Genomic DNA, 23,004 nt, shown 5'->3' with positions numbered 1-23,004 from the left:
GAAGAAAAGAGGAAAGAATAATTATGGTTGTTGGTGCACAAGCCACTGAAGTAGATACAGTTGTCATCGGATCAGGCCCTGGCGGTTACGTTGCGGCCATCCGTGCGGCTGAACTCGGTAAAAAAGTTGTTGTTATCGAAAAAGATAACGTAGGTGGGGTCTGCCTTAATATTGGTTGTATCCCTTCAAAAGCCTTGATTAATGTGGGTCACCACTATCAAGACGCCCTTAAACAAGAAGCAGGCAAAAGTCCGTTTGGGCTTTCTAACGGTGAAGTAAATCTTGATTGGGCAGCTGCTCAAGCATGGAAAGATGAAAAAGTTGTGAAGCAACTCACTGGCGGTATCGCAATGCTTCTGAAAAAGCATAAAATTGAGTTGATTAAAGGAACTGCTGAATTCATTGATAATGAAACAATCAACGTAGAACAAGAAGACGGTTTCCAACTCTTGAACTTCCAAAATGCAATTATTGCTACAGGTTCACGTCCAATTGAAATCCCAAGCTTCCCTTACGGCGGACGCATTATTGACTCTACAGGTGCGCTTAACCTTAAGGAAATTCCTAAACACCTTATCATCGTTGGTGGTGGTGTTATCGGTTCTGAACTTGGTGGGGCCTACCGTATGTTGGGTTCTAAAATCACTATCGTTGAAGGCTTAGACCACATCTTAAATGGTTTTGATAAAGAAATGTCAGACATCATTGCTAACCGCGTAAAAACTGCTGGTTCAGAAATCTTCACTTCTGCTATGGCAAAATCTGCGACTCAAACAGATACAGATGTTACTTTAACTTTCGAAGTAGACGGTAAAGAACAAACAGTTACTGGTGACTACTTGCTCGTATCAGTAGGTCGTCGTCCAAATACTGACATGTTAGGTCTTAACAATACTGACGTTAAGTTGACAGATCGTGGACTTATCGAAGTCGACGATTCATTCCAAACTTCTGTACCACACATCTATGCTATCGGTGACGTTGTTCCTGGACCAATGCTCGCACACAAAGCATCATTCCAAGCAAAGATTGCTGCTGCTGCCATTGCGGGCGGAGAAGACGCTGTTGACTTGCATATCGCCCTCCCTGCTGTTGCTTATACCACAACAGAGTTGGCTACTGTAGGTGAAACACCTGAATCTGTAAAAGATCGCATGGATCAAGTTAAAATCAGCAAATTCCCATTTGCAGCTAACGGTCGTGCTATCTCAATGGATGATACAACTGGTTTCATCCGTTTGATTACAGACAATAAAGAAGGTGCCGTTATCGGTGCTCAAATCGTTGGTCCTGGGGCTTCTGACTTGATTTCAGGTCTTGCTCTTGCGATCGAAAACGGCTTGACTTCGAAAGATATCTCATTGACTATCCAACCTCACCCAACACTTGGTGAAGCGATTATGGATACAGCTGAGATTGCTGACGGATTACCTATACATATCTAAGTACATAAAAAAGCATCGAATTGATGCTTTTTTATGTAGGTCCGTTTTTCATAACATCGGCCCAATCTTTCATACTGTCTAAAAATTTCTTAGATTTCAAATGAATCCCCACATATTCATCATAGAGTCCATCAATAAATAAACGAATTTTCTGCTTCATCTCCTCCTTAACAGAGATTTTTTCAAGCTGATCTAAAGATATTTCTTGAAAAAGGTTGACCAAGTAAATAACATTAGGATCCAGCTGCAAGCGTCGCATATCCTCATCAAAATGATTTTTGCAAAGGCAAGCATTAAACTTATAGGAATAATCAAAAGGACCTTGCTGACTATGACAAAAAGCACATTCCTTACAGTTCAAACTAACCCCAAAACGATTTAAAACTTGTAACTCAAAAATATTCGTAATAATTTCCTTATCAAATCCTTGGTTCAGCAAATCCAAACATTTAATCAAAAAACCATATAAGGCTGAATCATATTGGTTATCAGGTATAGCTGCATCAGCCAAACTAATGATATAGGAAGCATGAGCATTAAGAAAAATATCCTCGCTGATATGCTTGTACATGACTGTTTCACCTACATCATCAAGAAAAGAAAGACCTACATCATTGATTGTCCCTGTAAAATTAGAGGAAGTAAAATTTTGAAGACTACTAGAATACTTAGAATGCGCGAAATTTTTGACAAAAAACATGCGCTTGCCAAAAGACTCTGTAAAAATCTTGACCAACTTGTCCTTTTCACGATAATTTTTAGTATACAGGACAAGCCCGCGGGTTTCAACACTCTTCATTCTTATATTTTACCACACCACTAAAATAAGGTCTAATGAGTGTCACTAAACGTAAAATATCGGTGATAATGCAAAATTAAGTCTAAATAACATACAATGAATTTCAACTAAAACGTAGTTAAAAACGTAACTATTTTTTGTCAGGCAAGGGGCTGTATATCGTTGATATACGGCTTTTTTCATACACAAATCACGCGCATTTTTATTTTTCTAAATATGGCTTTCTAATCTAACATAGATAAGCAAGTCAGCACAGGAATTAAAATCGGAAGCCTGCTCAAATACTTAAAAGGTCTCTGATACTGTCTTTGAATTTGCAGTTAATTTTGTACAACGCTTTTCGGCTGATATACATTTCAATTGATACACCAGACCAGTTTAGCCCGCGCTTATGGTAAAGAGCGAGAGCCTCCTTTGTATCCTCGTCAGCTATTGACCAATAAATATCCAAGATTTCCTTTTGATACTTCAATTCAGCTAAACGATCGTCACTTTCCACACGTATATAGGCTGCTTCTTGCGGTGCGGTATTGTTGCGCTGAACTTGCACACCTAAGCTATCTTGGTGTTTTGGCCGTCTCAAATAAAGCTCACGCATCTTAATTGCTGCATCAAGCCGTCCAGTTAGATAGTCGCCTATCAAGCGATCAAGTTTATCTACTTTTGGCATCGTTACCTCCTCAAAAATGGTATAATAGATTTACAGTTTTTCGATGAAAGGACGTCGCCCATTGCGTGAGGGGTGGCGTTTTTTACGCCTTATTGTCTACCGTTCAATCGGCAGGCTGGGCTACAATAGACAGCCTCAGCTTTCACAGGCTCACCACACATGCGGCATTTCTTGGATTCAGTCGCTGAGGTAGATTTACCCTTTTCGGGACGTTGACCATTGCCTGAGCGACGTTCTCGCATATACTGCCTCATGTAATCAGGGTTTTTATTTTCCCAATTCTTGCGGACAGATTTTCTTGCTTCCTTACGGCAGGCATTGCTACAGTAGCGTTCTTGTCTGCCTGTAAAGAACAATTTCCCGCATATTTTGCACGGTCTTTGGCTCATTTTCGGGCCTCCTTTGTTAATGTTAAACACACGCATGAGAAAAAATGTACAGTGACGGCGTGAAGCTCGGGCTCATCCCAGGGGAGGGTGGTATCCCCCCCTCTTTTTGTTTTTTCTGAGTCGGTTTCAAGATTTTTAACGTGCCATTTTTTGAATGCTTAACAAAAATATTTTTTTAATAATTATTTTTTAAAAAGATTTTCTGTAAAGTTGCGATAAGCCTTATCTTTGTTAGTCTCATACGATTCAGACTCTGGAACTGGATCGGTTGAACCTGTAAGCAGTTTGCGATAAGCTGCGTCTCTGATTTTCTCAGCCTCAGACTTAACGCCTTGGTCATTATACTTGGCTTCAATCTCAGCAGTCATTCGCTGCTTCTCAAGTGCCATCTCCTCGGCTCGCTTGACCTCGGCTTCCTTGCGCTCAGATTCAAAGGCTTTTCGTGATAGTTCAATTACATCAGACCGTTCTTTTGTGTGCTTATCACTGAGTTTTTTGAAGTGATTGTGCATGCTTTCAGTCTGCTTTGTCTCGCGCTCCTTGCGCTCAGCTTCTGCATTTTTAAATAGGACAGGGATATTAATTTCAACTGACCCATCTTGATTCTGTTTAAGTGATGTTGCCATAATAATTACCCCCAGTATTTATTGTTACTATCGTTCTCGGTCTCGCCATTACGTTTGCCAAGATAGGATAGTTTAATTTTGGCTTTATAAAACTGATGTACCGTTTCATTTGGCTTGTACTCTTTGGGTTGAGTGAAGCGCCGACCATTCTTCGTGATAAAGCCTGCTTGATCTTTGTAAAGATCGTACTGCACTGTGTGCATGAGTTCATTTGCCTTTGAGGTAACTGATCGCGATTGGCCTGCAAGTGATTGCAGCTCGGCAACTAGGGCAGCAGCTTTTACATTCAATTCCTCTTGCATGTTGTCCGCGGTCTCTTTGATAACGTTCAGCATAGAAGTGTATTCATCTTTACCGACAAGCATCTCGTTTTCGAGTTTGCTCTTTTGCTTTTGATACAATTCTTTTGCGTGCTTAGCAGACCAGATTTCATCCTTAGCTTTGTTGTAAGCCGCAACGTCCACCACTTCCTCGGCAGCAAGTAAGGCTTTATCTGCTTTGGTTTGAGCTTGCTCAGCTTTTAGGATATTATCCGTTGCTACTTGAATAGCTGTTTGGTTTTCTGTTTTCAATGCTGAAAAGTGATTCTCAATTTGTTCAAAGTCATTCATTTATGTTTTCTCCATTTTTCTATTATTTTTGGTGTTCTTCAATATGTGTAGGTTCTCTCACTCTCATATCTGCTCTCTTTCTTATGGTAAGTATATAGTATAATCGGAAGTCGCTTAACAAGCTGTAACTCCTTTTGCTCACTGTATTTATAGCCCTTTAATAAAAATCATTAAAACAGCCTATTTATTCGAAAAGTTTTACCTCTCCTCCCTCTGTCTCACCCTCATATCGAACTCCATTCTTGCGTTGTAAAGGTCTTGCTCTAAAGCCCAAGAAAGAGTTATCGGCATTGAGTGGATCGCGCTTGTCTATCTGTTTCTGTGGCAATGGCTGGAACTCCTCAGCGAGTTGTTCCAGCCCTCGACTTGGTATGCCTGTGATGAAGTCACAGACTCTAATTATCTTGTCTATGATTATTCCTCCACTTTAGCGATGTATTTTTTTCTTTTGAACAGTCGCCAGTAGATGCTGATGATTTCTAGGATTGGACGTAATCCAATAACTAGCGGATTAGGATTGTGTGAATAAAGCCAATCCATGAAGCTATGGGCTTCTTGTTGGTCCATTCGGAGACGTTGAGCAATCTTTGAAACGCTTTTTTCATAGTGGGCTTTAAGCGCTGAATATTCTGCCTCTAATTGCTCCGTTTTTGCTCGTGTTTGCTCTAGCCGTTGCTTCAAATATTCACTTTCTGTTATTAGAAAGTCCTTGTAATCTTGCTCTTTGATGTATACAAGTTTGGGATGTTCTGCAAGTATCAACTCCATGACCTCCTTGTCAGCTCCACCAGATTTCACTGCATCGATTATTTTCAAATAGAGTTTGTCTTTCTGTTCTTGGGTTAGGTCTGTAAGTTCCATTGGTGTAATTTCCTTTTTTCTAATTTTTTTAATTTGCTAAGTGCGCTAAATGTTAACTTTTGTTAAGTCCTCGCAAATGACAGGTTTTGACAAGTTGCTAAAAATATGTGGTTTTCTGAGGTTGCTGACATCTATAAGCGCCTGCCTATTCTCACGTTCCCATAGTCATCTATACTAATTTCTGCCATATATTGCATAGCGGTAGAGATTTCTTCTAAGTTCTGGTTTAATGCGCTCATTTCTTCAAGAATTTTTTTCAAATTCAGTCATTTCTATTTTCCTTTCAATTACCCACCCCCTTGCCCTTTAATCCTGATATTGTTCCCACTCCCTACCAACACTACTACCTCTATAAAACCAGTAATTATAAGGTTTCAAAGGGTGTCGGTAGGAAGTAGGAGTATTTTCTCTATATATAAGGTATATTTTGGTATTTTAGTATATTAATATATATATAATTATTACTACTTTCCTACTAATAGCACGTAACCCCTTGCGTTTACTGGTTTTACAGTGGTGGGAAGAAATGATAAAAAGTAGGAATTATCGCAAATATCCGCTTGTAACTCGTTCACCAAACTTTATATTTTTCTTGTACTCCCAGCCATGGGAAGAATAATAAAGACGGATAGCATTATCTAGCTTTGAGTCTTTAATGTCTGGAAAAGCTTCGTGTTTTACATCTTTGATGTTGATGCGGTCACGTTTTTCTGTACCGACGATTTGCTCTGCCTTCTCTCTATCTTTATAGGCAACCCCACGGATTAATACTTGCTGGATATAATCATGCCTATCCCATTGCTCCCAACCGTGAAAACCTTTCGGCAAAAGGATAGATGTGTACTCGTCTAAGGTTTCGGTCACTTCATTGGAAGCTTTGAAATTGTCGCGGTTAGACTCAATAAGTTCGAGTTGCTCACTGCTTAAGTCAAAACTTGGGTTCTCTTTATATCGCGCTACCATACCACCCCAAAATTGCTCAAGTGCTTCTGTAGTCAGTTCAGAAAATTTCTTTTTATAACTGATTGATCGCTTGACAAGTATAGGGAGAAAACGGCGGTCGCCTGTACTGTCTCGTAAATGCTGTAAATTGTTGGTCGTACGTGCAATTACAAAATTTTTCATGACTTTAATTGTTTTTGCAGCATAGGGAGGACGGAACTCTATTTCAATCTGTGTGATGAATTTCTTTGTTTTCTCGAAAAGTGATTTTTTGCTTGCTGTCATTTCATCATCATTTGCTAGCCAGCTCTTTACCATGAGTGCAAAGTCATCCTTTTCATGAAATGTATAGAAGCCGTCAGTATAGTAAGGATTGAAAACTCGTGTCAGAAAATCAGTTTTCCCTGTACCTTGGTCTCCGACTAAATCCAGTACAAAATCAAATTTTTCATGAGGGTTAAAAACTTTAGCCACCGCCCCACGGAAGAATATATCGGTAACAAGACGTGTATACTCGGTTTCTTCAACTCCTAGGTAATCGCTAATAATTGTCAGTGGGTCACTCTTGCCGTCATATTTCTGGTAACAATTATTCAAATAGTCTTTAAGAGGATTGTAACTCCTTTCTCGTGACACGGTTTCTAATGTATCTTGTAAGATATGCTTTTTAAAGTCAACATAATAATTCTCAGCAATATATAAAATTACTGCTTTTGTGAAACTATCGTCAATTTTTCCCTTTTGAAAATGCACAGCCCCGACTTTAATCGATTGAGTCAGTTCAATATCATAAGTAAATTCATTATAAGCTAGACTATTCTTTAATGCGGGGTCATTCCGTAAGATGGTAGCTAAATTTCTAATATTTATCTTGACTGTATCTTTTTCGGTCAAGTCTAACAAATTTTCAATGACGTATTGAACCGTTCCTTGTTGCGCGGGTGGATGCTTTTTCTTTAGTTCGTCAGCTTCAAGTATTTCTGCACTTAAATCTATGGTTTGAACTTTTTCTTTATTTTCTTCCAAACTGTCTCCTATCTCCAAACACTTCGCCAAATAGTCTTGATTTCATCTTCATTAAGTGGTGGGGTATTGTGATTATTGAATATATTTATCAAATCTGCACAACTTTTAGGTTCTATCCCTACCTTTCGCCAATAGTGCAAAAGCTTGTTTGTGCTGTGGTTTCTCGCACCTTCAGGAGCTCCCTTTATAAAGAGTTCCCACATTTGGGAAGCGTAGGTCTTGCTAAAGTCGTTTTTAGCTCTCCAGTTGCTCTTGTCATAGCCTTTGCCCTCCATGATGTCCGATACTAACTGCATAGGCGCGGTGGCTATAGGTGTTTGATTGAGCCATTCATAAGCGCCTTTATCTGTCTTACTTGGCGCGACTAAGAAATAGTTATTTTTAGAAGCCTTGACATCCACACCAGGCAACCAACCTATGATTTGTTGTATTTTCATATCTTCACGTTTCAGATAAATTAGATGTTTCCCACCGCTTGCAGTCTTTGCTTCAAGTGTTGGAGGAAGTAAATGCTTATTTGGATATTTTTCTATGGAATCATAACCATTTACCCCCTCGCTGTGTCCTACATCAATATCAATAACAAAGAGCTTGTCCGTTGTGATGGCAATATTTGCAGTCGGGTATTTCGTCCACATTTGAATAACTTCCTCTCGGCTGAAGTACTTGTCTTTAAACTTAACAAGTGGTGTTTTATTCTTTGATGTGGATATAGGGATCACGTTTAACCCTTTATCATGGTAAAAGAGTGCCCAGTCTTTCATAGTTTTAGCTTCTGTCATACATTGCCCTCTAATTCCTCGAGCCAATCCAAACTTGCCATTCTATAGCCCATGACTGCTTTTTGAATAGAGAAACCTGTTTGTTCCTTTTTCGTAATTCCTGCAGTACGCTCTGCTTCATCAACTGGGATAAAATATCCGTTATCAATTGAGCCAATGGCGCACCCCATACTTTGCAATACCTCAATTCTTAATTGTAAGCCCCGCTCTGTAAGTCCAAGTTGTTGGGCTAAGGTATTAAGTTTAATGGCTCTATCAATGCCAATATGTGCCTTCATAGCCGAGATAATATTCTGGTCTGTCTTTGGAAAGTCTTTTAATTTCATTGTTTTACCTCCGCGTTTCGTTCCCAAATCTCATCAATCTTTGCATATAAAGCATTCGTAAATTCATCAGCCGTCCTATTCATGGCTTCGTACGTGCCTTCTGTGAAAGTTGTTCGTTTTTTCATAGATGTTAATGTCTTAAAAAACAACTTTTTTATATCTTTAATTTCTTCGTCTGCCATATTCATGTTGAGTTACCTCTTAATTTCGATTTCTACTCCGTACAAGTCCATGAGATGAACTTATACAGATTTCTAAACTGTATCTAGTATTATTTATCGCCTAACAATGACAATCGCCAAATTTGCCATAATACGATAGTTTTTGCCGTGTGTTTTCTATACTTACTTTTTGTGTTCAAATTCTCTTAACTTTGCCTTGCCTGTTAAAGTTAATAATTAAATCGGTGTAATTCTTCTAAAAGATAGAAGATTGAACCACCTCTTACAATGCGATTTAGTCCGTTATTTTCCCATTTCGCCAAAGTATTGGGGGATATACCTAAATCTTCGAGTAGTTCACTTTGTCTGATCTCTCCTGTCTTGCTTTCACGCTTCAGCAGTTGTCTTTGTAGGTCTAGGCTCTCATTTAGCTTTTGACTTACTTCATCAACTAAGCCACGCGCCACCAATGCAGTTAAAGGATCGTGTTGTGTGCTCATGAAACACCGCCTTTTACAAGTTTGTACTTGAACTGTGGGCGCTTATCGGGATTGACTGCCATAACATACTTAAAAAGCGGGTGTGTCGGTCTCATCCACCAAACAGAAAGCGGTGCTGTGTATACTTCCATTGTCTTAAATTTCATTTCACACCTCCGATGCATTCGACTTGGTAACAATCGCCCATAAATGTAAATATAATTATGCTACGACCATCAAACAGCTTGTCTGTGTTGTCGTCCACTTCGATATGGTGGCGGGCTTTAGATAAGCACTGAGTGAATAATATTTTCGCTTCGTCTATGTTTATAAATTGTGTCATTGTAAAATTCTCCCATTGTGGTAAAATAAGAGCATGAAAGCACGTTGGCGCGTGAGTTCATGCTAAATCTAAATTAATCGGCTTCTGTGGTGGTTGACCGATTTTCTTTTGTCAAAAATTCAGCAATTTCATGATAATCAAATCCTAAATCGAGTAAGTGAGTAATGCTGGTTTCATATTTCTGTAAATTCTGCAAGTCTTCGGGACTGTCCAACATTTGTTTTAACTTTGCCTTAGGTCTTCCTAGGGCTTTTCTCATACCTACAACGCTGTTATATTTGCCATTGCTTACTAATTTAGCGAGAAGATTAGAGAAAATAATGTGATACTTTTGTTCAAAGTGTGGACTTTCATTGATTGCTTCTGCCAGAGTACGTCTAGTTCCAGTAGCTTTTGCCATTTCCTTAGCTTTGACTAGCTCGCCCTTGTAATAAGCATTAAGTACATTTCGTGTCCATTCACGGAACTTTCTAGCTGTTTCACTTTTTGGAGCAAGAAATAATATTTCCTTAATTCCTTCAAACGTGAATAAGCGGGTATCGTATTGTTTGCCGTCAGTTGCTGTCAATTTGGCACTAACTGAAAATTCTCTGTTTTTGAGATACTTATTTTTCTGTACTAGTTTTGTAATACCATATCTAGTTTGATATCCAATACATTGAGCGAGTTGTTCAGTAGTCATAAAAATTTCATGATTATCGTTTCGCCAAACATCACAAGTAATACCATTAAATAGTTCTTGATTGACTTTAATTAAGTTCATTTTTCCTCATTTCTAGCACAATCACGCGCGTGGTTCTCTGTTCGGACATAGCGCTTATAGCCTGCTGGGCTGTAATTAGTAGTTCTCAGCAATTACAGATACAACCGCAGTGAATACTTTATTTTTGACCTCTTGCGGTTCATTATCTCGTGTTAGACTTTGAGCAGTCTTTTCGGTTACGCCTAGCACGTTAGCTAGGTCTTTTTTAGTCATGAACTTATCAGCCTGTACACGGCGTAAAGCTCGCTTCATTTCTGGGGTTAATTGGGGCATTTGATACCTTCTTTCTTTTTGGATTTTACACTCTTAAATATTCTTTATTGACTTTTTCTATCCAAAAGAGTAAAATGTAAGTGCAATAAAAACCACAACGATCAAATTTATAAACCTGCTGGGGAGCTAGTCGAAAATTTGTCGGTGCAATATTTATTAAATGTCTTAACAAAATCAATTCTACTCTATTAGATAAAACAAGTCAAGTGTTTCTATCCAAAAAAGTAGAAAATGTTTTTATTGTATCATGAAAGGGCTTGATATGACTATATTTGAGAGAATAAAAAAACTTGCCGATAAGCAAGGGAAATCACTCCAAAAAGTATCCGCAGACCTAGGGTTTGGGGAAAATTATTTCTATACTTTGAAAAAACAGCAACCTAAAGCCGACAAACTCTCTCTGATTGCTGATTATTTCGGTGTTTCTGTCGATTACTTATTAGGGCGTAATACTCCTGACTTTATAATTGAAGATGTCCCTTTTACTATTGAGGTAAAAAGAAGATATAATTTCTCAAGTAATCAGAAAAAAGCAATAGACTTATCTATTACAGTAAATTATGATGAAGCAAAAGCAAGTAAAGAGCTAAATCTTCAAATTAAAAACTTAATCAAAACAGCGGAAGAACATTCAGATAGCCTATTTGAAAAATATAGTCATGACACAGACTTGTCATTGCAAGTAGAGTTTTATTTGGTTGCCGAGTTAATTGGTTTTGGATTTCCTGTTGAAATAGTTGGCCATGCAAAAGCCGAGGCATTTAATAGAGAATGGAATCAAGAAACCAAGAATGATTTACCCCACAAAAATACAACCATGTTAAATAATCCTGCATGGGTTCAGAATGTTTTGAGTTCTTTGGATTCAAAACAACTCTCTCAAATCACTAATATTTTCAATATTTTTTCTAACTTATCAGAAAAAAGCCAAGACGAACTTTTAAGTTACGCTGAGTACTTAGCCGTAAAAAGAGTGAATAGAGATTTAAGCTTTAATGAATATGATGGACTCTAGAATTTAAACGCGATAAACGTCCCACCTCAAGCGTGAGCTAATTGTTGGGGTAAACGAGATTATCTTGCTTTGACTTTTAAATTCTTACTCTAGCAAACAAAGAAAAATAAAAAAATGAAGAAAATTTTTACATTAAGCGCCGTACTTTTACTTTTTAATTTAGCGATTATTATTCTGTCCCCTTTGTTAGTGTGGTTGCTCGCTATGTTACATCCTTTAGGTAGTGAAAATGGCTTTGGGGATATTATTATCATCTTACTTATTCCTGCTGGTCTATCTCTTATAGTAACTGTACCGTTTTTTATTATTATGTTAATCACATATTTTTTATATAACCGTACAAGTAATAGATAGAGTCATAGATCAAGGATATAGTTTTAAAAATACAAAACAAAAAGCGCCTGGGCGCGTGAAAGGAAAATTATGTCAAAAGATATTAAAAATAAAATCGATGTTAATGGAGTTGAAATAGATATTTTAACCCATGATAATCAAGATTACATCAGTTTAACTGATTTGGCCAAATATAAAAATGCCGAATCTCCTGCCGATGTAATAAAGAACTGGTTACGTAGAAAAGATACTATCGAATTCCTTGGAGTATGGGAACAGCTAAACAATAATAATTTTAAACTGGTCGAATTCGACCAGTTTAAAAATAATGCTGGAACAAACGCCTTTACTCTAAGTCCGCAACAATGGATAAAGAATACAAATGCTATTGGTATTCAATCTAAATCTGGACGATATGGCGGTACTTATGCTCATTCAGATATTGCTTTAGAGTTTGCTTCATGGCTTTCTGCTGAGTTTAAACTATATGTTATTAAAGAGTTTCAAAGACTCAAACAAAGCGAAAGTTACTCTACTCAAATTGAGTGGAACGTTAAACGTGAAATTTCCAAAGCCACTTATTCATTACATACTGATGCAATTAAAGAATTTTTAATACCTAAGGAACTGTCTAGAAAGCAAGTTGGATATATCTATGCTGATGAGGCTGACTTATTGAATGTTGCTTTGTTTGGTATGACTGCAAGAGAATTCAAAGAGAAATTTCCAGACAAAGCCAAACATGGAAATCAACGTGATTATGCTACCATTGAGCAAAATATTATTATGGTAAACTTACAAAATAGTAACGCGTTATTAATTGAGCAAGGATTAGGACAGTCGGAAAGATTACAAACATTAAGGCATCTAGCTGTTAAGCAATTGGAAACTCTTACGGGGAATAAAGCTGTAGGACGAATCAAAGATGTTTCAGATAAACAAGAAAATAATTTATTGAACTGATAACTTTCTGCCACAAGTGGCAAAACCGAAAATATCGTTGTAAATCTTAAATTTGATGACCTGCTCTTTTTAATGCGTCCGACAAGTCCGAAATACCTCCCCAAAATCTCCCTAAATACCTTGCCTAATTCTAGCAATTTAATCGACGCCAAAGGTTGACATATTTATAAGAAAAAGGCGAAATAGTTGCTCAAGGATGTGATGTTAACTGGTCGTACCTTTTGAGTTTAGAACTTTAATAGTGCTAATCTATAACGTGCCGGTGCAGTCTTAAGGTCGGACAAACAGACCTTACTTAATCCGTTATGGCTCAAATCCATAGCGGAAATAGGAGGAGTAACTTTTTACCTAGCCATAATATAATCAAGTACACCAACCTCACGCGCTCTGTAATGCTCATAAAAGCGCGTGTCTGCCCCGCGTCTTGCGTGCAATACTGAACCACGTTAAAAGCTGATGCTAATTCTTCAATACAAATTATTTTAATGGCTTCAGTCATATTTTTATGTGTCCCCTTGTGGCTACTTTTCTTTGAGTATTGCCGTCAAACAGCAAAGCGACGGCTTTTGTCTGCTTTGCTGATAGCACTAATAACCTCCTTTAATCACAAATAAGCACAGTGAGCGCGTGATACAAAACTAACAATGTACCTCAATACATTATCATGTTCAAATTCTCTTAACTTTGCCTTGCCTGACAATAGAACAGGAGATACGAACATGAATATAAAAGAAATCACAAAAAAAGACGGTACAGTCATGTACCGCGCTAGTGTTTATCTTGGTGTTGATAGTCTGACAGGTAAACAAGTGCGTACAACTGCCACGGCTAAAACTCGCAAACAATGTGAAATCAAAGCCAACCAAGCTATAAATAAGTTTAACAAAAATGGCTGTACAGTAGCAAGAGAAAGAGTAGTATTTAAAGACTTTGAGGAGCTGGCTTTAAGTTGGTTCGATAGCTACAAATTGACTGTTAAAGAGAACTCCATAAGAGTTGGTAATAACCTTTTGAGAGTCTATATATTGCCTGCTCTCGGCTCATATAAGCTGGATAAGATAAATACCGTATTACTTCAAGGAATAGTCAATAAATGGGCTAAGAATGCAAATACAGCAACTATAACCAACGGACGACGTGGTAAAGGCAACTCTAAAGATTATAAGTTATTACTTAACTACATCAAGCGTATACTAGACTATGCTATTCAGCTAGGGGCGATAGATAGCAACCCAGCTAAACAAGTTATACCACCAAAACTAAAAGTAAGAACCTCTCAAAAGATTAAGTACTTTGATAATGGTGAACTTAAGAAATTTTTAAAGTACCTGGATAACTTAGAATTAACTGCAGAAAACCAAAGGATTATTACTTTATACAAGTTACTGCTTGCGACTGGATTACGTGTTGGCGAAGCATTAGTTCTCTCTTGGTCTGATATTAATTTTAAAGATCAATGCCTCGTTGTATCTAAAACACTGATACAAAAAAGTAACATGGCTCAAAATAGTGCTAAGACAAAAGGAAGTAACCGCACTGTATTTTTAGATATCGATACGCTCCAAATGTTGAAAAAGTGGCAGATTAAACAAAATGACGGTGCAATTCCTTTACGCGATTGTTTAGTATTTTCATATCGTCAAATAATGAAATACTACTCAACCGAAAGAGAAACTTTAATCAAGCATTTTAAGAAAGCTGATGTTCCTAATATAGGTTTTCATGGCTTTAGGCACACTCATGCAAGCCTTTTGATGAATAATGATGTCAACCCTAAAGAGATACAGCACAGGCTTGGTCATTCTGATTATGGTATAACCATGAATACTTATAGCCACCTTGCTAAACACAAAGAAAAAGATACTGCAGAGAAATTCAGCAATATCTTAAAAGCTCTTTGATTTTTTTAGTGAACGTAGTTAAAAGCGTAGTTAACTTAAAATAAAAATGGTATAACCCTATTAAAATAAGGGATATAAAGAGTTTTACTCTTCATTCTTATATTGTAAAATCTGCAGGATAGTTTTGTCAAGGGAATTGAACGATAGCCCAGCAGGATAAAAATGACACCCCTTTAGGAGAATACCACTTATTAAAATAATCCGAAAATCAATCCGACGTCAAATCTGGAAGAAAAGGTTTACTACTGGATGCATTAAAGGGAGAATAACATGATAAAAATTAAAAATCTTGAAAAAAGCTACAAGGGACATAAAATATTCGATAACTTTCACCTCGAAATCCCAAGTGGAAAGATGGTGGGTATTTATGGTCCGAGTGGCGCTGGAAAGTCTACTCTTTTAAATATTATCGGACTAATTGAGGATTATTATGATGGTGAATATTATTTTGATGGTAGCTTTGCGCCAGCATATAACAGTCCTCGTGCCTTGAAACTTCTCCGTCACCATATTTCTTACCTCTTTCAAAACTTTGCTCTGATTGAAGATGAGAGTATCGAAAAAAACTTAAACGTCTCCTTGATCTACGTAAGACTTTCTAAAAAAGAGAAACGTCGAAAGATGAAGACCATTTTAAGACAAGTCCAGATTAATCGTCCGCTAAATACAAAAGTTTATCATCTTTCTGGTGGAGAAAAACAGCGCGTATCACTGGCCAGAGCTTTATTAAAAGAGAGTAAACTTATCTTAGCAGATGAGCCGACCGGTTCTCTTGACCCAGACAATAAAAAGAAAGTCGTTGACTTATTAAAAGACGAAGTGAAAAAAGGAAAAACTGTCCTCATCGTCACACATGATCCTTCTATCAAAGAAGAATGTGATCTGATAATTAATATTGCTTAGAAGACAATGGTTGAGAGTTATAAAATAAATAGAAAAGCTAGAAAATCCAAGTAAGATTTAACTATACAAGAAAATAAAATCGTATGAGATAAATTTAGAAAAGGTCTAGGCATTGCAGTCATTGATAAAAATATGCGACGCAAAAATATTTCAGCATACCATTGATACATACAAGAATGAACTAAAAGAAATGCTAAAAAAAATAAAGCAACATGAAATGACTACAAGAATTTTAATTACTAAGCACAAAAATAAATAGCTTAACCATAGTGGCTAGGCTATTTTGATATGCCCCCTGCAGGGCTCGAACCTGCGACCCATAGATTAAGAGTCTACTGCTCTACCAACTGAGCTAAGGAGGCTTATTCACATATAACAACTTACTTTTCTAGTATAGCACTTTCAGCAAAAAATGCAAGAATTTTTGTATATCTTTTAATAAAAAACTGCATGATTTTCTAAAATATTTTTGAGCCTCATCACCGATTTATAAAGTTTTTTGCAGAAAACATATTTATTCGTCATAATCTGGTATTTATTTTTATGATAGCAAGAAACTCCATATTAGACTGTTTTAGCCCCTCATTATTTATTATACATCAAACTGTTCATCCTCGCTGTAAAAAGCCCATATGAGGCTTCTAGGAGCTTTCAAGCCAGATAAGAATTATCTCTTTTTATGACTGCCAAACTTGTGATAAAACCACAATAAAAAACACTGATTGAATGCCGTATGCTTACTCTAGTATTGAACCCGCCAAGAAGCCAGGTGGGTGTTCTCGCTTCGAATCAGCTGCTCCTACTCAATTCAGAGTCTTAACGCTATCGAATGTCTCTTGAACCCCTATGCAATACAAATATAGTCGGTCAAAAAAATGAATAAGCTCGCACATTCCAGTGCTTTTCTATATACATATACTAACATGTTCTACATTCTTTTTCAAGTGAAAGAGTTAGCGGTTTCATAGTTTCACAACAAAACAAAAAAGACAACCCTTAGATTGTCCTCAAACTGCGGATGTCAGACTCGAACTGACGACATCATGATTAACAGTCATGCGCTACTACCAACTGAGCTAATCCGCAATACTTGGCATTTACCTTATCTCACAAGGGGCAACCCCTAACTACTTCCGGCGTTATAGGACTTAACTTCTGTGTTCGACATGGGAACAGGTGTATCTCCTATGCAATCAATACCAAATATGGGAACACGAGGATTTGAACCTCGGACCCCTGCGTTATCAACACAGTGCTCTAACCAACTGAGCTATGCTCCCTTATATTTAAAAAACTTTCTATGAATTCTCATAAAAAATAAAGCGGGTGATGAGAATCGAACTCACAACATCAGCTTGGAAGGCTGAGGTTTTACCACTAAACTACACCCGCAAATGGCGCGAGACGGAATCGAACCGCCGACACATGGAGCTTCAATCCATTGCTCTACCAACTGAGCTACCGAGCCAAATGTGATTCATAAATTGCGGGAGCAGGATTTGAACCTACGACCTTCGGGTTATGAGCCCGACGAGCTACCTAGCTGCTCCATCCCGCGATAGTAAAAAGGAGGATGTGGGATTCGAACCCACGCACGGTTTTACCCGCCTGACGGTTTTCAAGACCGTTCCCTTCAGCCGGACTTGGGTAATCCTCCACAAAAAAAATAGTCCGTACGGGATTCGAACCCGTGTTACCGCCGTGAAAAGGCGGTGTCTTAACCCCTTGACCAACGGACCATCTTACTATTGCGCTGTCCTCTCGAACAGTACTTTTCTATTATACAATAATTTGAAAATATGTCAAGAATAAACTATGTTTTTTCAAAATATTTTCTTCTTAATTCGTGAATAGACAAAGTACGTCGAGTGACAACTATATTAGTATATCATATTTTTTATTTTTGTCAAAGAAAAACTTGAATATTTCACGGAAATTCCATAGCTTATTAAAAAGTTATAATAATCCCCTGGTAAAGCTTGATATAACACTATTTGTGATGGGAAATATGACACTGTCGTTACAAAGAGTACAGAAAAGGACAGCTACCTCGAACGCTTTCATTTACAAGTGTCTTTCTAGAAAATGAACGATTTCTCATAAGCCATGAAATTTCCGTGTGAATATTTGTATTTTTAGTCAAAAAAAAACAGCCTTATTCGACTGTTTTATCTTCTTTATTTTCAACTTCTTCTTGAGCTTTATTCGCATCTTCAAGGACTTCCTCGAATGATTTTGCTTCTACAGGCTCACTTTCATGTTCGATAACATCATCTGGCATTTTACCTGTCTTATAAAGAGACATGATTTGTTTAGCATCCAATGTTTCATATTTAAGAAGTGCAAGAGCAATGGCTTTATGTTGCTCACGATGTGCTTCAATGATTTCGACAGCTTTATCATAAGCTTCCTTAGTGATTGCACGAATTTCTTCATCAATAGCTTGTGCTGTTGCTTCAGAATAGGTTTTCGTTTGTCCATAATCACGACCAATAAATACAGCTTGACTGCCTTCATAACTGATTGTGCCCAGTTTTTCTGACATACCATATTGAGTGACCATACCACGTGCGATACGAGTCGCTTGTTCAAAGTCATTTGAAGCACCCGTTGTGATGGTATTAAAGATAATTTGTTCAGCTGCACGTCCTCCCATGAGTCCAGCAAGATTTTCTTGCATGTCTTCTTTGGAGAGGAGGAATTGGTCTTCTTTAGGAAGAGCAATCATGTAACCACCAGCACGACCACGCGGAACGATTGTAACTTTATGAACCGTATTAGCATTTGAAAGAACTAGACCAACGATTGTGTGTCCTGCTTCATGGTAAGCCACCATTTCGCGTTCACGTTCGGAAATCTTCTTATCTTTCTTAGCTGGTCCCGCAATAACACGGTCTTGTGCCTCATCAATATCTGATGCATCGATAACTTTTTTGTCACGACGAGCAGCCACAAGAGCAGCCTCATTAAGGACATTTTCAAGGTCAGCACCAACGAAACCAGGAGTTTGTTGAGCGACAACTTTTAGGTCAACACTTGAGTCAAGTGGTTTATTTTTTGCATGGACACGAAGAACAGCCTCACGTCCTTTAACATCAGGCGCCCCGACAAGAACTTTACGGTCAAAACGACCTGGACGAAGCAAGGCTGGGTCTAGAACATCTGAACGGTTCGTTGCTGCGATAACGATAACAGAATTTTCATTGTCTTGGAAACCATCCATCTCAACCAAAAGTTGATTAAGTGTTTGTTCACGTTCATCATTTCCGCCACCAAGACCAGCGCCACGTTGACGACCAACGGCATCAATCTCATCAATAAAGATGATTGACGGTGCTGTTTTCTTCGCATTTTCAAAAAGGTCACGTACACGGCTGGCACCAACACCGACGAACATTTCGACAAAGTCGGAACCAGAAATAGAATAGAAAGGTACGCCAGCCTCACCGGCAACAGCTTTTGCAAGCAAAGTTTTACCTGTACCTGGAGGACCCTCTAAAAGGACACCAGCAGGGATACGTGCACCAAGATCATGGTATTTTTTAGGATTTTTGAGGAAATCAACAACTTCAACAAGCTCTTGTTTTTCTTCTTCTGATCCTGCAACGTCTGCAAAGCGAACTTTTGAAGTTTTAGCATCTTGTTGTTTAGCTCGTGATTTACCAAAGCTCATTGGGTTGCCGGCACCGCCACCACCACGTGAGCCCATGCCACCCATCATCAACCAGAAAAAGCCGACCATGAGAAGCATTGGCAAGATGTATGAAAGGATTTGGATCCACATACCGCTTGTTGATGCTGCAATAACATTGACTTTAATTCCATTTTCATCTGCCGCCGATTGTATATCCTTGATGATACTGTCTGTTGGGATGATGAGTGCTTGGAAATTTGTCACTTTGGAAGTGTTTCCTGGTAAAAATGGGAAGTTATTGTTCCCTTCCACAGTTTTAGGATCTTTGTATTCGCCAGAAACTGTAAACAGACTATCGCTAGGCTGCATTTTCAGTGATTTTATATTGCCGTCTTTGATGTCACTCATCAGTGCACTGTAGCTGATTTTATCAACATTTGACTGATTGCCACCAAAGAAAGCATTAATACCGAAAACGATGACGATTACAAGCAAGACCCAACCTAGAGTGCTTTTAATAAAGCCTCCGTTTTTATTGTTGTTAGGATTTGGATTGTTCATATTTCCTTCTTTGCCTTTTATTTTTTATCTCTTAGTTATAGCATACTTACGCATCTTTTTCTATTGGTAAGTTTTACCATAAGCATTTTTCATACTTTAGTATGAGTTTTTTTGTTTGCTATAAACTTCTTCCTTTAAAACTCCTACATAAGGAAGGTTGCGGTAGTGGTTATCAAAGTCAAGACCAAAACCGACAACAAATTCATTTGGAATTGTGAAACCAGTGTAGTCTGCATCAATTTCAACAACACGTCCTTCAGGTTTATCTAAAAGAGTAACAATTTTCACCGTTGCTCCACGGTGTTCAAGAAGTTCTTTAAGATATTTCAAGGTGCGCCCTGTATCGATGATATCTTCAACAATAATAATCTCGCGACCTGTAACAGGAGTTGCCACATCAAGCAATAGTTTCACCTCTCCTGACGATTCTGTCCCCCCGTGATAGCTTGAAACTGTCATGAAGTCCATTTCTAATGGAATATCCATACGCTTAACTAATTCCGCAAGAAACGGTACTGATCCACGTAAAATACCGAGAAGCAATGGATTCTTGTCTTTATATTCATCAGCAAGAATTTTTCCAAGTTCAAGCGTTTTGCTCTGGATTTCTTCTTCTGAAATGAGTATTTTTTTTATGTCTTTTTCAAGCATTATCAATATCCTCTCTTATGATGGGTTTCACCCACAGCGTCCTTTTCATTTTATCATTTTTAAGGGCTTTACTCAAATCTGAAATTGTTAAATCAGTGATTGCATATATATCGTCTTCAACTAGGATTAATAAGTTTTCACGTTTTTCTAATGCAACATGTTGATCAATAAAAAATTTTCTAAGTTTCTTATGATGCCCATTGATGAAAATATAATCTCCCGGCTGGCGTTTACGTATCTTAACTTCTCCCGTCAGAGGGATATCTACCCGCATAAAAGTGGAATCTTTGGGATCATCTTCCCGTATATCAAGCTCTTTTTCTTTGAAAATAGCCTTAGGACGAATCATGAAATTTTTTTCATCTTTCACAAAAAGATAATCTTTTGACATTTCTGAACGATATTGTTGTGGTCTTTCGATAAGCCATAAAAGCTCTTCAAATTGAGGTTTAGATACCTGTAATTCTGGAAATTTTTCCAAATATTCTTGTAAAATAAAATACCGAAGCGCTTTTGATTGTTGTAGAAAAATTTGAGTTTCTATTTCATCCTGAATAATCCCTAAATCTATTATCTTCTCTTTGATAACTGAAAGGGCTAGGGATATCTCTTTGGACATGTCTATAACAGCATCTGAAAACTTTGGATTTTCAGACGTTAAAGCTGGTATATATTGATTACGCAAGCGATTACGTAGATAATCATTACCAGCGTTCGTCACATCTTCAAAATATACCTCAGCATCAAGAGCTGTCTTATCAAAAGTCAGAAGAGGGCGGATTAGCTCACCAGGGCCAAAAACTTGCCGTTCTGGAATGCCTGTCAAATGGCGTAAACGTCTTCCAGTAATTTGCCGCATCAAAATCGTTTCAACTTGATCTCCCTTATGATGAGCCGTGACTAAGGCAGTACACTTTTTATCTTCCATCACTTTTTTAAAGAAGTCATAGCGCATGATACGCCCTGCTTCTTCACTAAAATGTTCTTCTGTATAATGCGCAACTTCAAGTTCAATACCCAATGCTTGCATTTTTTGTCTTAACTCTTTTTCCTCCCAATTCGCTATATCCCGTAAACCATAGTTTACATGAGCTGTAAATAGTTCTATTTCTAGTTCTTTCTGATATTCATAGAGCCAGTTAAAAAGAGTCATCGAATCTTTACCGCCGGACAAAGCAATCAGAACGCGTGTATGATGGTTGAAAAATTCCTTTTTTTGAACAAGTTTCAAAAATTCATTCATTTTAACACCTCATAAACGTCTTTTGAAATTTGTGAAATGACATCATCACTTCCCCCTTTCGTTTCAACCACTAAAATATAAGGTTCACTCGAAAAGACAATCGCTGCATCGTGATTATAGGCATCAGCTGCTCCTATTTTATGAGCCACACGAACATTCTTAGGAACTCCAGCCTGAATTTTTGTATCATCAAACTGAGTGCCAAATAAAGCATTGAAAGAATAACCGCCTTCCTTATAAAGTGCTTCCAGTATTCTTCCGACCATTTCCGCAGAGGCTTCACGTTCAACAGGATCCCATGCTTGTCCTGCAATACTTTCAATTCCACTTCGAAATGCTGGAGAAAATTGTCCTGTCTCATAATAAGCCAAGAGATTACTCCCGACATTATCAGAGTTTTTAGCTGTACGGTCAATAATTTCAGATAATGAATAGTTAGCGTTATTAGCAATGACCGGTAAAATACCGGTACCTCCTGCCTCAAAGGAACCTTTAAAGGTGTTGATCGCCGTATTGTACTGCAAATTATCATTTAAAGCTGCTTTCCCCTCATTTAAACGCTTTTGTGTCCAATAAAGAATAGGAAGCTTTGATAAACTTGCTGCGTACATTTTTTTATCTTGGTTTACACCCACTGTAAACGAATCATCCAATTGTTTGACATAAATAGAATACTTTGAATCATTGTATTTTTTGCGCAACATGTCTTGTACTTGAAGCATCTTGGGGTTTTCTAGATTTAGATTTTCCGAATTAATCCATCCTGTTTGTCCGCCATTGAAGTTCACTTCATAATAGGTTCCCCAATATGTCTTTGCAATCTGATTTGTACTAAACTGCTGCCCTTTAGGAAGAGTGGTGTAAACTTCTTTGTCATATGTTGTAAAAGGATTATAATAAACTTCTGAACGTTGAGCAGTATAAACCGTTGTCTTCTTTATCTGTTTTGACAAAAGTGTATCTGAAACTATATTCTTTGTATCTGCTTTGATATATGTATGATTGGCCAGTTCAAATACATTATTTTTTAGTTTGATAATATCCAGTTGTTTCTGCTCGGGGAGCTCACCTGATTTTTGCTGTAAATTTTCATCTTTGTAAACAGGGATTGTGGTTAAAGTAACGGCACGAGAAGGTATCTCAGTATGATAAGAACTTTGATTTTGTTTTACTTCTTTAACTTTTGCCTCTGCACTTCCCTCTTTACTTTTTTGGGGTAAGACAAAAAAGGCTGGGATAATCATCACAATCATCACCAACCAAACAGCTAAGTTAAATTTATTTTTCAACTTTTGCATTCTCTA

General features: G+C 37.7%; 25 protein-coding genes, 8 tRNA genes, 1 rRNA gene and 1 pseudogene. 6 read left to right on the top strand and 29 right to left on the bottom strand.

The window, feature by feature from the left end; translation table 11 throughout:
• The first annotated feature begins 23 nt into the window (after positions 1 to 23).
• Positions 24 to 1,445: a dihydrolipoyl dehydrogenase gene (lpdA, locus tag ACGHCK_RS08540; protein WP_202230101.1), complete on the top strand. Its 1,422-nt coding sequence runs from the start codon at positions 24 to 26 to the stop codon at positions 1,443 to 1,445.
• Positions 1,446 to 1,476: 31 nt separating this feature from the next.
• Here lpdA and recO read toward each other — a convergent pair whose 3' ends face one another.
• From recO to ACGHCK_RS08460, 16 genes are all read right to left on the bottom strand, one after another.
• The gene (recO, locus tag ACGHCK_RS08535) at positions 1,477 to 2,244 is read right to left on the bottom strand and encodes a DNA repair protein RecO (protein WP_251422133.1); all 768 of its coding nucleotides are present in this window, start codon (positions 2,242 to 2,244) and stop codon (positions 1,477 to 1,479) included.
• Positions 2,245 to 2,521: 277 nt separating this feature from the next.
• Positions 2,522 to 2,914, bottom strand: coding sequence for a DUF722 domain-containing protein (locus ACGHCK_RS08530; RefSeq protein WP_251422136.1), 393 nt, complete (start codon positions 2,912 to 2,914; stop codon positions 2,522 to 2,524).
• A gap of 89 nt (positions 2,915 to 3,003) precedes the next feature.
• Positions 3,004 to 3,303, bottom strand: a complete 300-nt coding sequence (locus ACGHCK_RS08525; protein ID WP_251422139.1) for a hypothetical protein — start codon at positions 3,301 to 3,303, stop codon at positions 3,004 to 3,006.
• A 182-nt stretch (positions 3,304 to 3,485) separates the two neighbouring features.
• Positions 3,486 to 3,929 carry a hypothetical protein gene (locus tag ACGHCK_RS08520; protein WP_251422142.1) on the bottom strand — a complete coding sequence of 148 codons (444 nt, stop codon included), beginning with the start codon at positions 3,927 to 3,929 and terminating at the stop codon, positions 3,486 to 3,488.
• 5 nt (positions 3,930 to 3,934) lie between these two features.
• The gene (locus ACGHCK_RS08515; protein ID WP_251422145.1) at positions 3,935 to 4,540 is read right to left on the bottom strand and encodes a hypothetical protein; all 606 of its coding nucleotides are present in this window, start codon (positions 4,538 to 4,540) and stop codon (positions 3,935 to 3,937) included.
• A 184-nt stretch (positions 4,541 to 4,724) separates the two neighbouring features.
• The gene (locus ACGHCK_RS08510; protein ID WP_251422148.1) at positions 4,725 to 4,868 is read right to left on the bottom strand and encodes a hypothetical protein; all 144 of its coding nucleotides are present in this window, start codon (positions 4,866 to 4,868) and stop codon (positions 4,725 to 4,727) included.
• Between the two features lie 86 nt (positions 4,869 to 4,954).
• Positions 4,955 to 5,401, bottom strand: coding sequence for a hypothetical protein (locus ACGHCK_RS08505; protein ID WP_251422151.1), 447 nt, complete (start codon positions 5,399 to 5,401; stop codon positions 4,955 to 4,957).
• Between the two features lie 543 nt (positions 5,402 to 5,944).
• Positions 5,945 to 7,369: a VapE domain-containing protein gene (locus tag ACGHCK_RS08500; RefSeq protein ID WP_271328097.1), complete on the bottom strand. Its 1,425-nt coding sequence runs from the start codon at positions 7,367 to 7,369 to the stop codon at positions 5,945 to 5,947.
• Between the two features lie 8 nt (positions 7,370 to 7,377).
• Positions 7,378 to 8,151, bottom strand: coding sequence for a bifunctional DNA primase/polymerase (locus ACGHCK_RS08495; RefSeq protein WP_251422157.1), 774 nt, complete (start codon positions 8,149 to 8,151; stop codon positions 7,378 to 7,380).
• Positions 8,148 to 8,477, bottom strand: a complete 330-nt coding sequence (locus tag ACGHCK_RS08490; protein WP_251422160.1) for a hypothetical protein — start codon at positions 8,475 to 8,477, stop codon at positions 8,148 to 8,150. The genes ACGHCK_RS08495 and ACGHCK_RS08490 overlap by 4 nt, the downstream gene beginning before the upstream one ends.
• Entirely contained in the window at positions 8,474 to 8,665 is a 192-nt protein-coding gene (locus ACGHCK_RS08485) for a hypothetical protein (protein WP_251422163.1), read from the bottom strand. Before ACGHCK_RS08485 ends, ACGHCK_RS08490 begins: the two co-directional genes overlap by 4 nt.
• 203 nt (positions 8,666 to 8,868) lie before the next feature.
• Complete coding sequence (locus tag ACGHCK_RS08480) at positions 8,869 to 9,138, bottom strand: transcriptional regulator (RefSeq protein WP_251422166.1); 270 nt, start codon at positions 9,136 to 9,138, stop codon at positions 8,869 to 8,871.
• Positions 9,135 to 9,284: a hypothetical protein gene (locus tag ACGHCK_RS08475; protein ID WP_251422169.1), complete on the bottom strand. Its 150-nt coding sequence runs from the start codon at positions 9,282 to 9,284 to the stop codon at positions 9,135 to 9,137. Before ACGHCK_RS08475 ends, ACGHCK_RS08480 begins: the two co-directional genes overlap by 4 nt.
• Positions 9,281 to 9,460 (bottom strand): DUF1655 domain-containing protein, encoded by a 180-nt coding sequence (locus ACGHCK_RS08470; RefSeq protein ID WP_271328098.1) that lies wholly within the window; start codon positions 9,458 to 9,460, stop codon positions 9,281 to 9,283. Before ACGHCK_RS08470 ends, ACGHCK_RS08475 begins: the two co-directional genes overlap by 4 nt.
• Positions 9,461 to 9,533: 73 nt before the next feature.
• Positions 9,534 to 10,223, bottom strand: coding sequence for a BRO-N domain-containing protein (locus tag ACGHCK_RS08465; RefSeq protein WP_251422172.1), 690 nt, complete (start codon positions 10,221 to 10,223; stop codon positions 9,534 to 9,536).
• Between the two features lie 75 nt (positions 10,224 to 10,298).
• Positions 10,299 to 10,496, bottom strand: a complete 198-nt coding sequence (locus ACGHCK_RS08460) for a hypothetical protein (protein WP_251422175.1) — start codon at positions 10,494 to 10,496, stop codon at positions 10,299 to 10,301.
• 262 nt (positions 10,497 to 10,758) lie between these two features.
• Here ACGHCK_RS08460 and ACGHCK_RS08455 point away from each other — a divergent pair.
• From ACGHCK_RS08455 to ACGHCK_RS08435, 5 genes and pseudogenes are all read left to right on the top strand, one after another.
• Positions 10,759 to 10,944: pseudogene (locus ACGHCK_RS08455) on the top strand (helix-turn-helix domain-containing protein); the annotation flags it as partial.
• Positions 10,945 to 11,625: 681 nt separating this feature from the next.
• Positions 11,626 to 11,865, top strand: coding sequence for a hypothetical protein (locus ACGHCK_RS08450; protein ID WP_251422178.1), 240 nt, complete (start codon positions 11,626 to 11,628; stop codon positions 11,863 to 11,865).
• A 69-nt stretch (positions 11,866 to 11,934) separates the two neighbouring features.
• On the top strand, positions 11,935 to 12,807 hold the full coding sequence (locus ACGHCK_RS08445) for a KilA-N domain-containing protein (protein WP_271328099.1): 873 nt from the start codon (positions 11,935 to 11,937) through the stop codon (positions 12,805 to 12,807).
• 719 nt (positions 12,808 to 13,526) lie between these two features.
• Positions 13,527 to 14,708, top strand: coding sequence for a tyrosine-type recombinase/integrase (locus tag ACGHCK_RS08440; RefSeq protein WP_251422184.1), 1,182 nt, complete (start codon positions 13,527 to 13,529; stop codon positions 14,706 to 14,708).
• Positions 14,709 to 14,978: 270 nt separating this feature from the next.
• Complete coding sequence (locus tag ACGHCK_RS08435; RefSeq protein ID WP_251422188.1) at positions 14,979 to 15,611, top strand: ABC transporter ATP-binding protein; 633 nt, start codon at positions 14,979 to 14,981, stop codon at positions 15,609 to 15,611.
• A 289-nt stretch (positions 15,612 to 15,900) separates the two neighbouring features.
• Here the strand turns inward: ACGHCK_RS08435 and ACGHCK_RS08430 are convergent.
• The 13 genes from ACGHCK_RS08430 to ACGHCK_RS08365 form a co-directional block, all read right to left on the bottom strand.
• Positions 15,901 to 15,973, bottom strand: a tRNA-Lys gene (locus ACGHCK_RS08430).
• A 650-nt stretch (positions 15,974 to 16,623) separates the two neighbouring features.
• A tRNA-Asn gene (locus ACGHCK_RS08420) sits at positions 16,624 to 16,697 on the bottom strand.
• Positions 16,698 to 16,699: 2 nt separating this feature from the next.
• A 5S ribosomal RNA gene (gene rrf, locus ACGHCK_RS08415) occupies positions 16,700 to 16,815 on the bottom strand.
• 2 nt (positions 16,816 to 16,817) lie between these two features.
• Positions 16,818 to 16,891: transfer RNA gene (locus ACGHCK_RS08410), tRNA-Ile, on the bottom strand.
• A 41-nt stretch (positions 16,892 to 16,932) separates the two neighbouring features.
• Positions 16,933 to 17,003, bottom strand: a tRNA-Gly gene (locus ACGHCK_RS08405).
• Between the two features lie 3 nt (positions 17,004 to 17,006).
• Positions 17,007 to 17,079, bottom strand: a tRNA-Phe gene (locus ACGHCK_RS08400).
• 16 nt (positions 17,080 to 17,095) lie between these two features.
• A tRNA-Met gene (locus ACGHCK_RS08395) sits at positions 17,096 to 17,169 on the bottom strand.
• A 9-nt stretch (positions 17,170 to 17,178) separates the two neighbouring features.
• Positions 17,179 to 17,268, bottom strand: a tRNA-Ser gene (locus ACGHCK_RS08390).
• A 10-nt stretch (positions 17,269 to 17,278) separates the two neighbouring features.
• Positions 17,279 to 17,350: transfer RNA gene (locus ACGHCK_RS08385), tRNA-Glu, on the bottom strand.
• Between the two features lie 416 nt (positions 17,351 to 17,766).
• Positions 17,767 to 19,806, bottom strand: a complete 2,040-nt coding sequence (gene ftsH / locus ACGHCK_RS08380) for an ATP-dependent zinc metalloprotease FtsH (RefSeq protein ID WP_202230104.1) — start codon at positions 19,804 to 19,806, stop codon at positions 17,767 to 17,769.
• Positions 19,807 to 19,902: 96 nt separating this feature from the next.
• Positions 19,903 to 20,457 (bottom strand): hypoxanthine phosphoribosyltransferase, encoded by a 555-nt coding sequence (hpt, locus tag ACGHCK_RS08375; protein ID WP_202230105.1) that lies wholly within the window; start codon positions 20,455 to 20,457, stop codon positions 19,903 to 19,905.
• Positions 20,450 to 21,700 (bottom strand): tRNA lysidine(34) synthetase TilS, encoded by a 1,251-nt coding sequence (tilS, locus tag ACGHCK_RS08370; protein WP_251422191.1) that lies wholly within the window; start codon positions 21,698 to 21,700, stop codon positions 20,450 to 20,452. The genes hpt and tilS overlap by 8 nt, the downstream gene beginning before the upstream one ends.
• Complete coding sequence (locus tag ACGHCK_RS08365; protein WP_251422194.1) at positions 21,697 to 22,998, bottom strand: class A beta-lactamase-related serine hydrolase; 1,302 nt, start codon at positions 22,996 to 22,998, stop codon at positions 21,697 to 21,699. Before ACGHCK_RS08365 ends, tilS begins: the two co-directional genes overlap by 4 nt.
• Between the last annotated feature and the right edge of the window lie 6 nt (positions 22,999 to 23,004).

It is taken from the genome of Lactococcus muris, from assembly GCF_042849115.1.
Classification (GTDB): domain Bacteria; phylum Bacillota; class Bacilli; order Lactobacillales; family Streptococcaceae; genus Lactococcus; species Lactococcus muris.
Note: the sequence above shows the minus strand (reverse complement) of the source record. Positions and strands in the feature narration are given on the sequence as shown.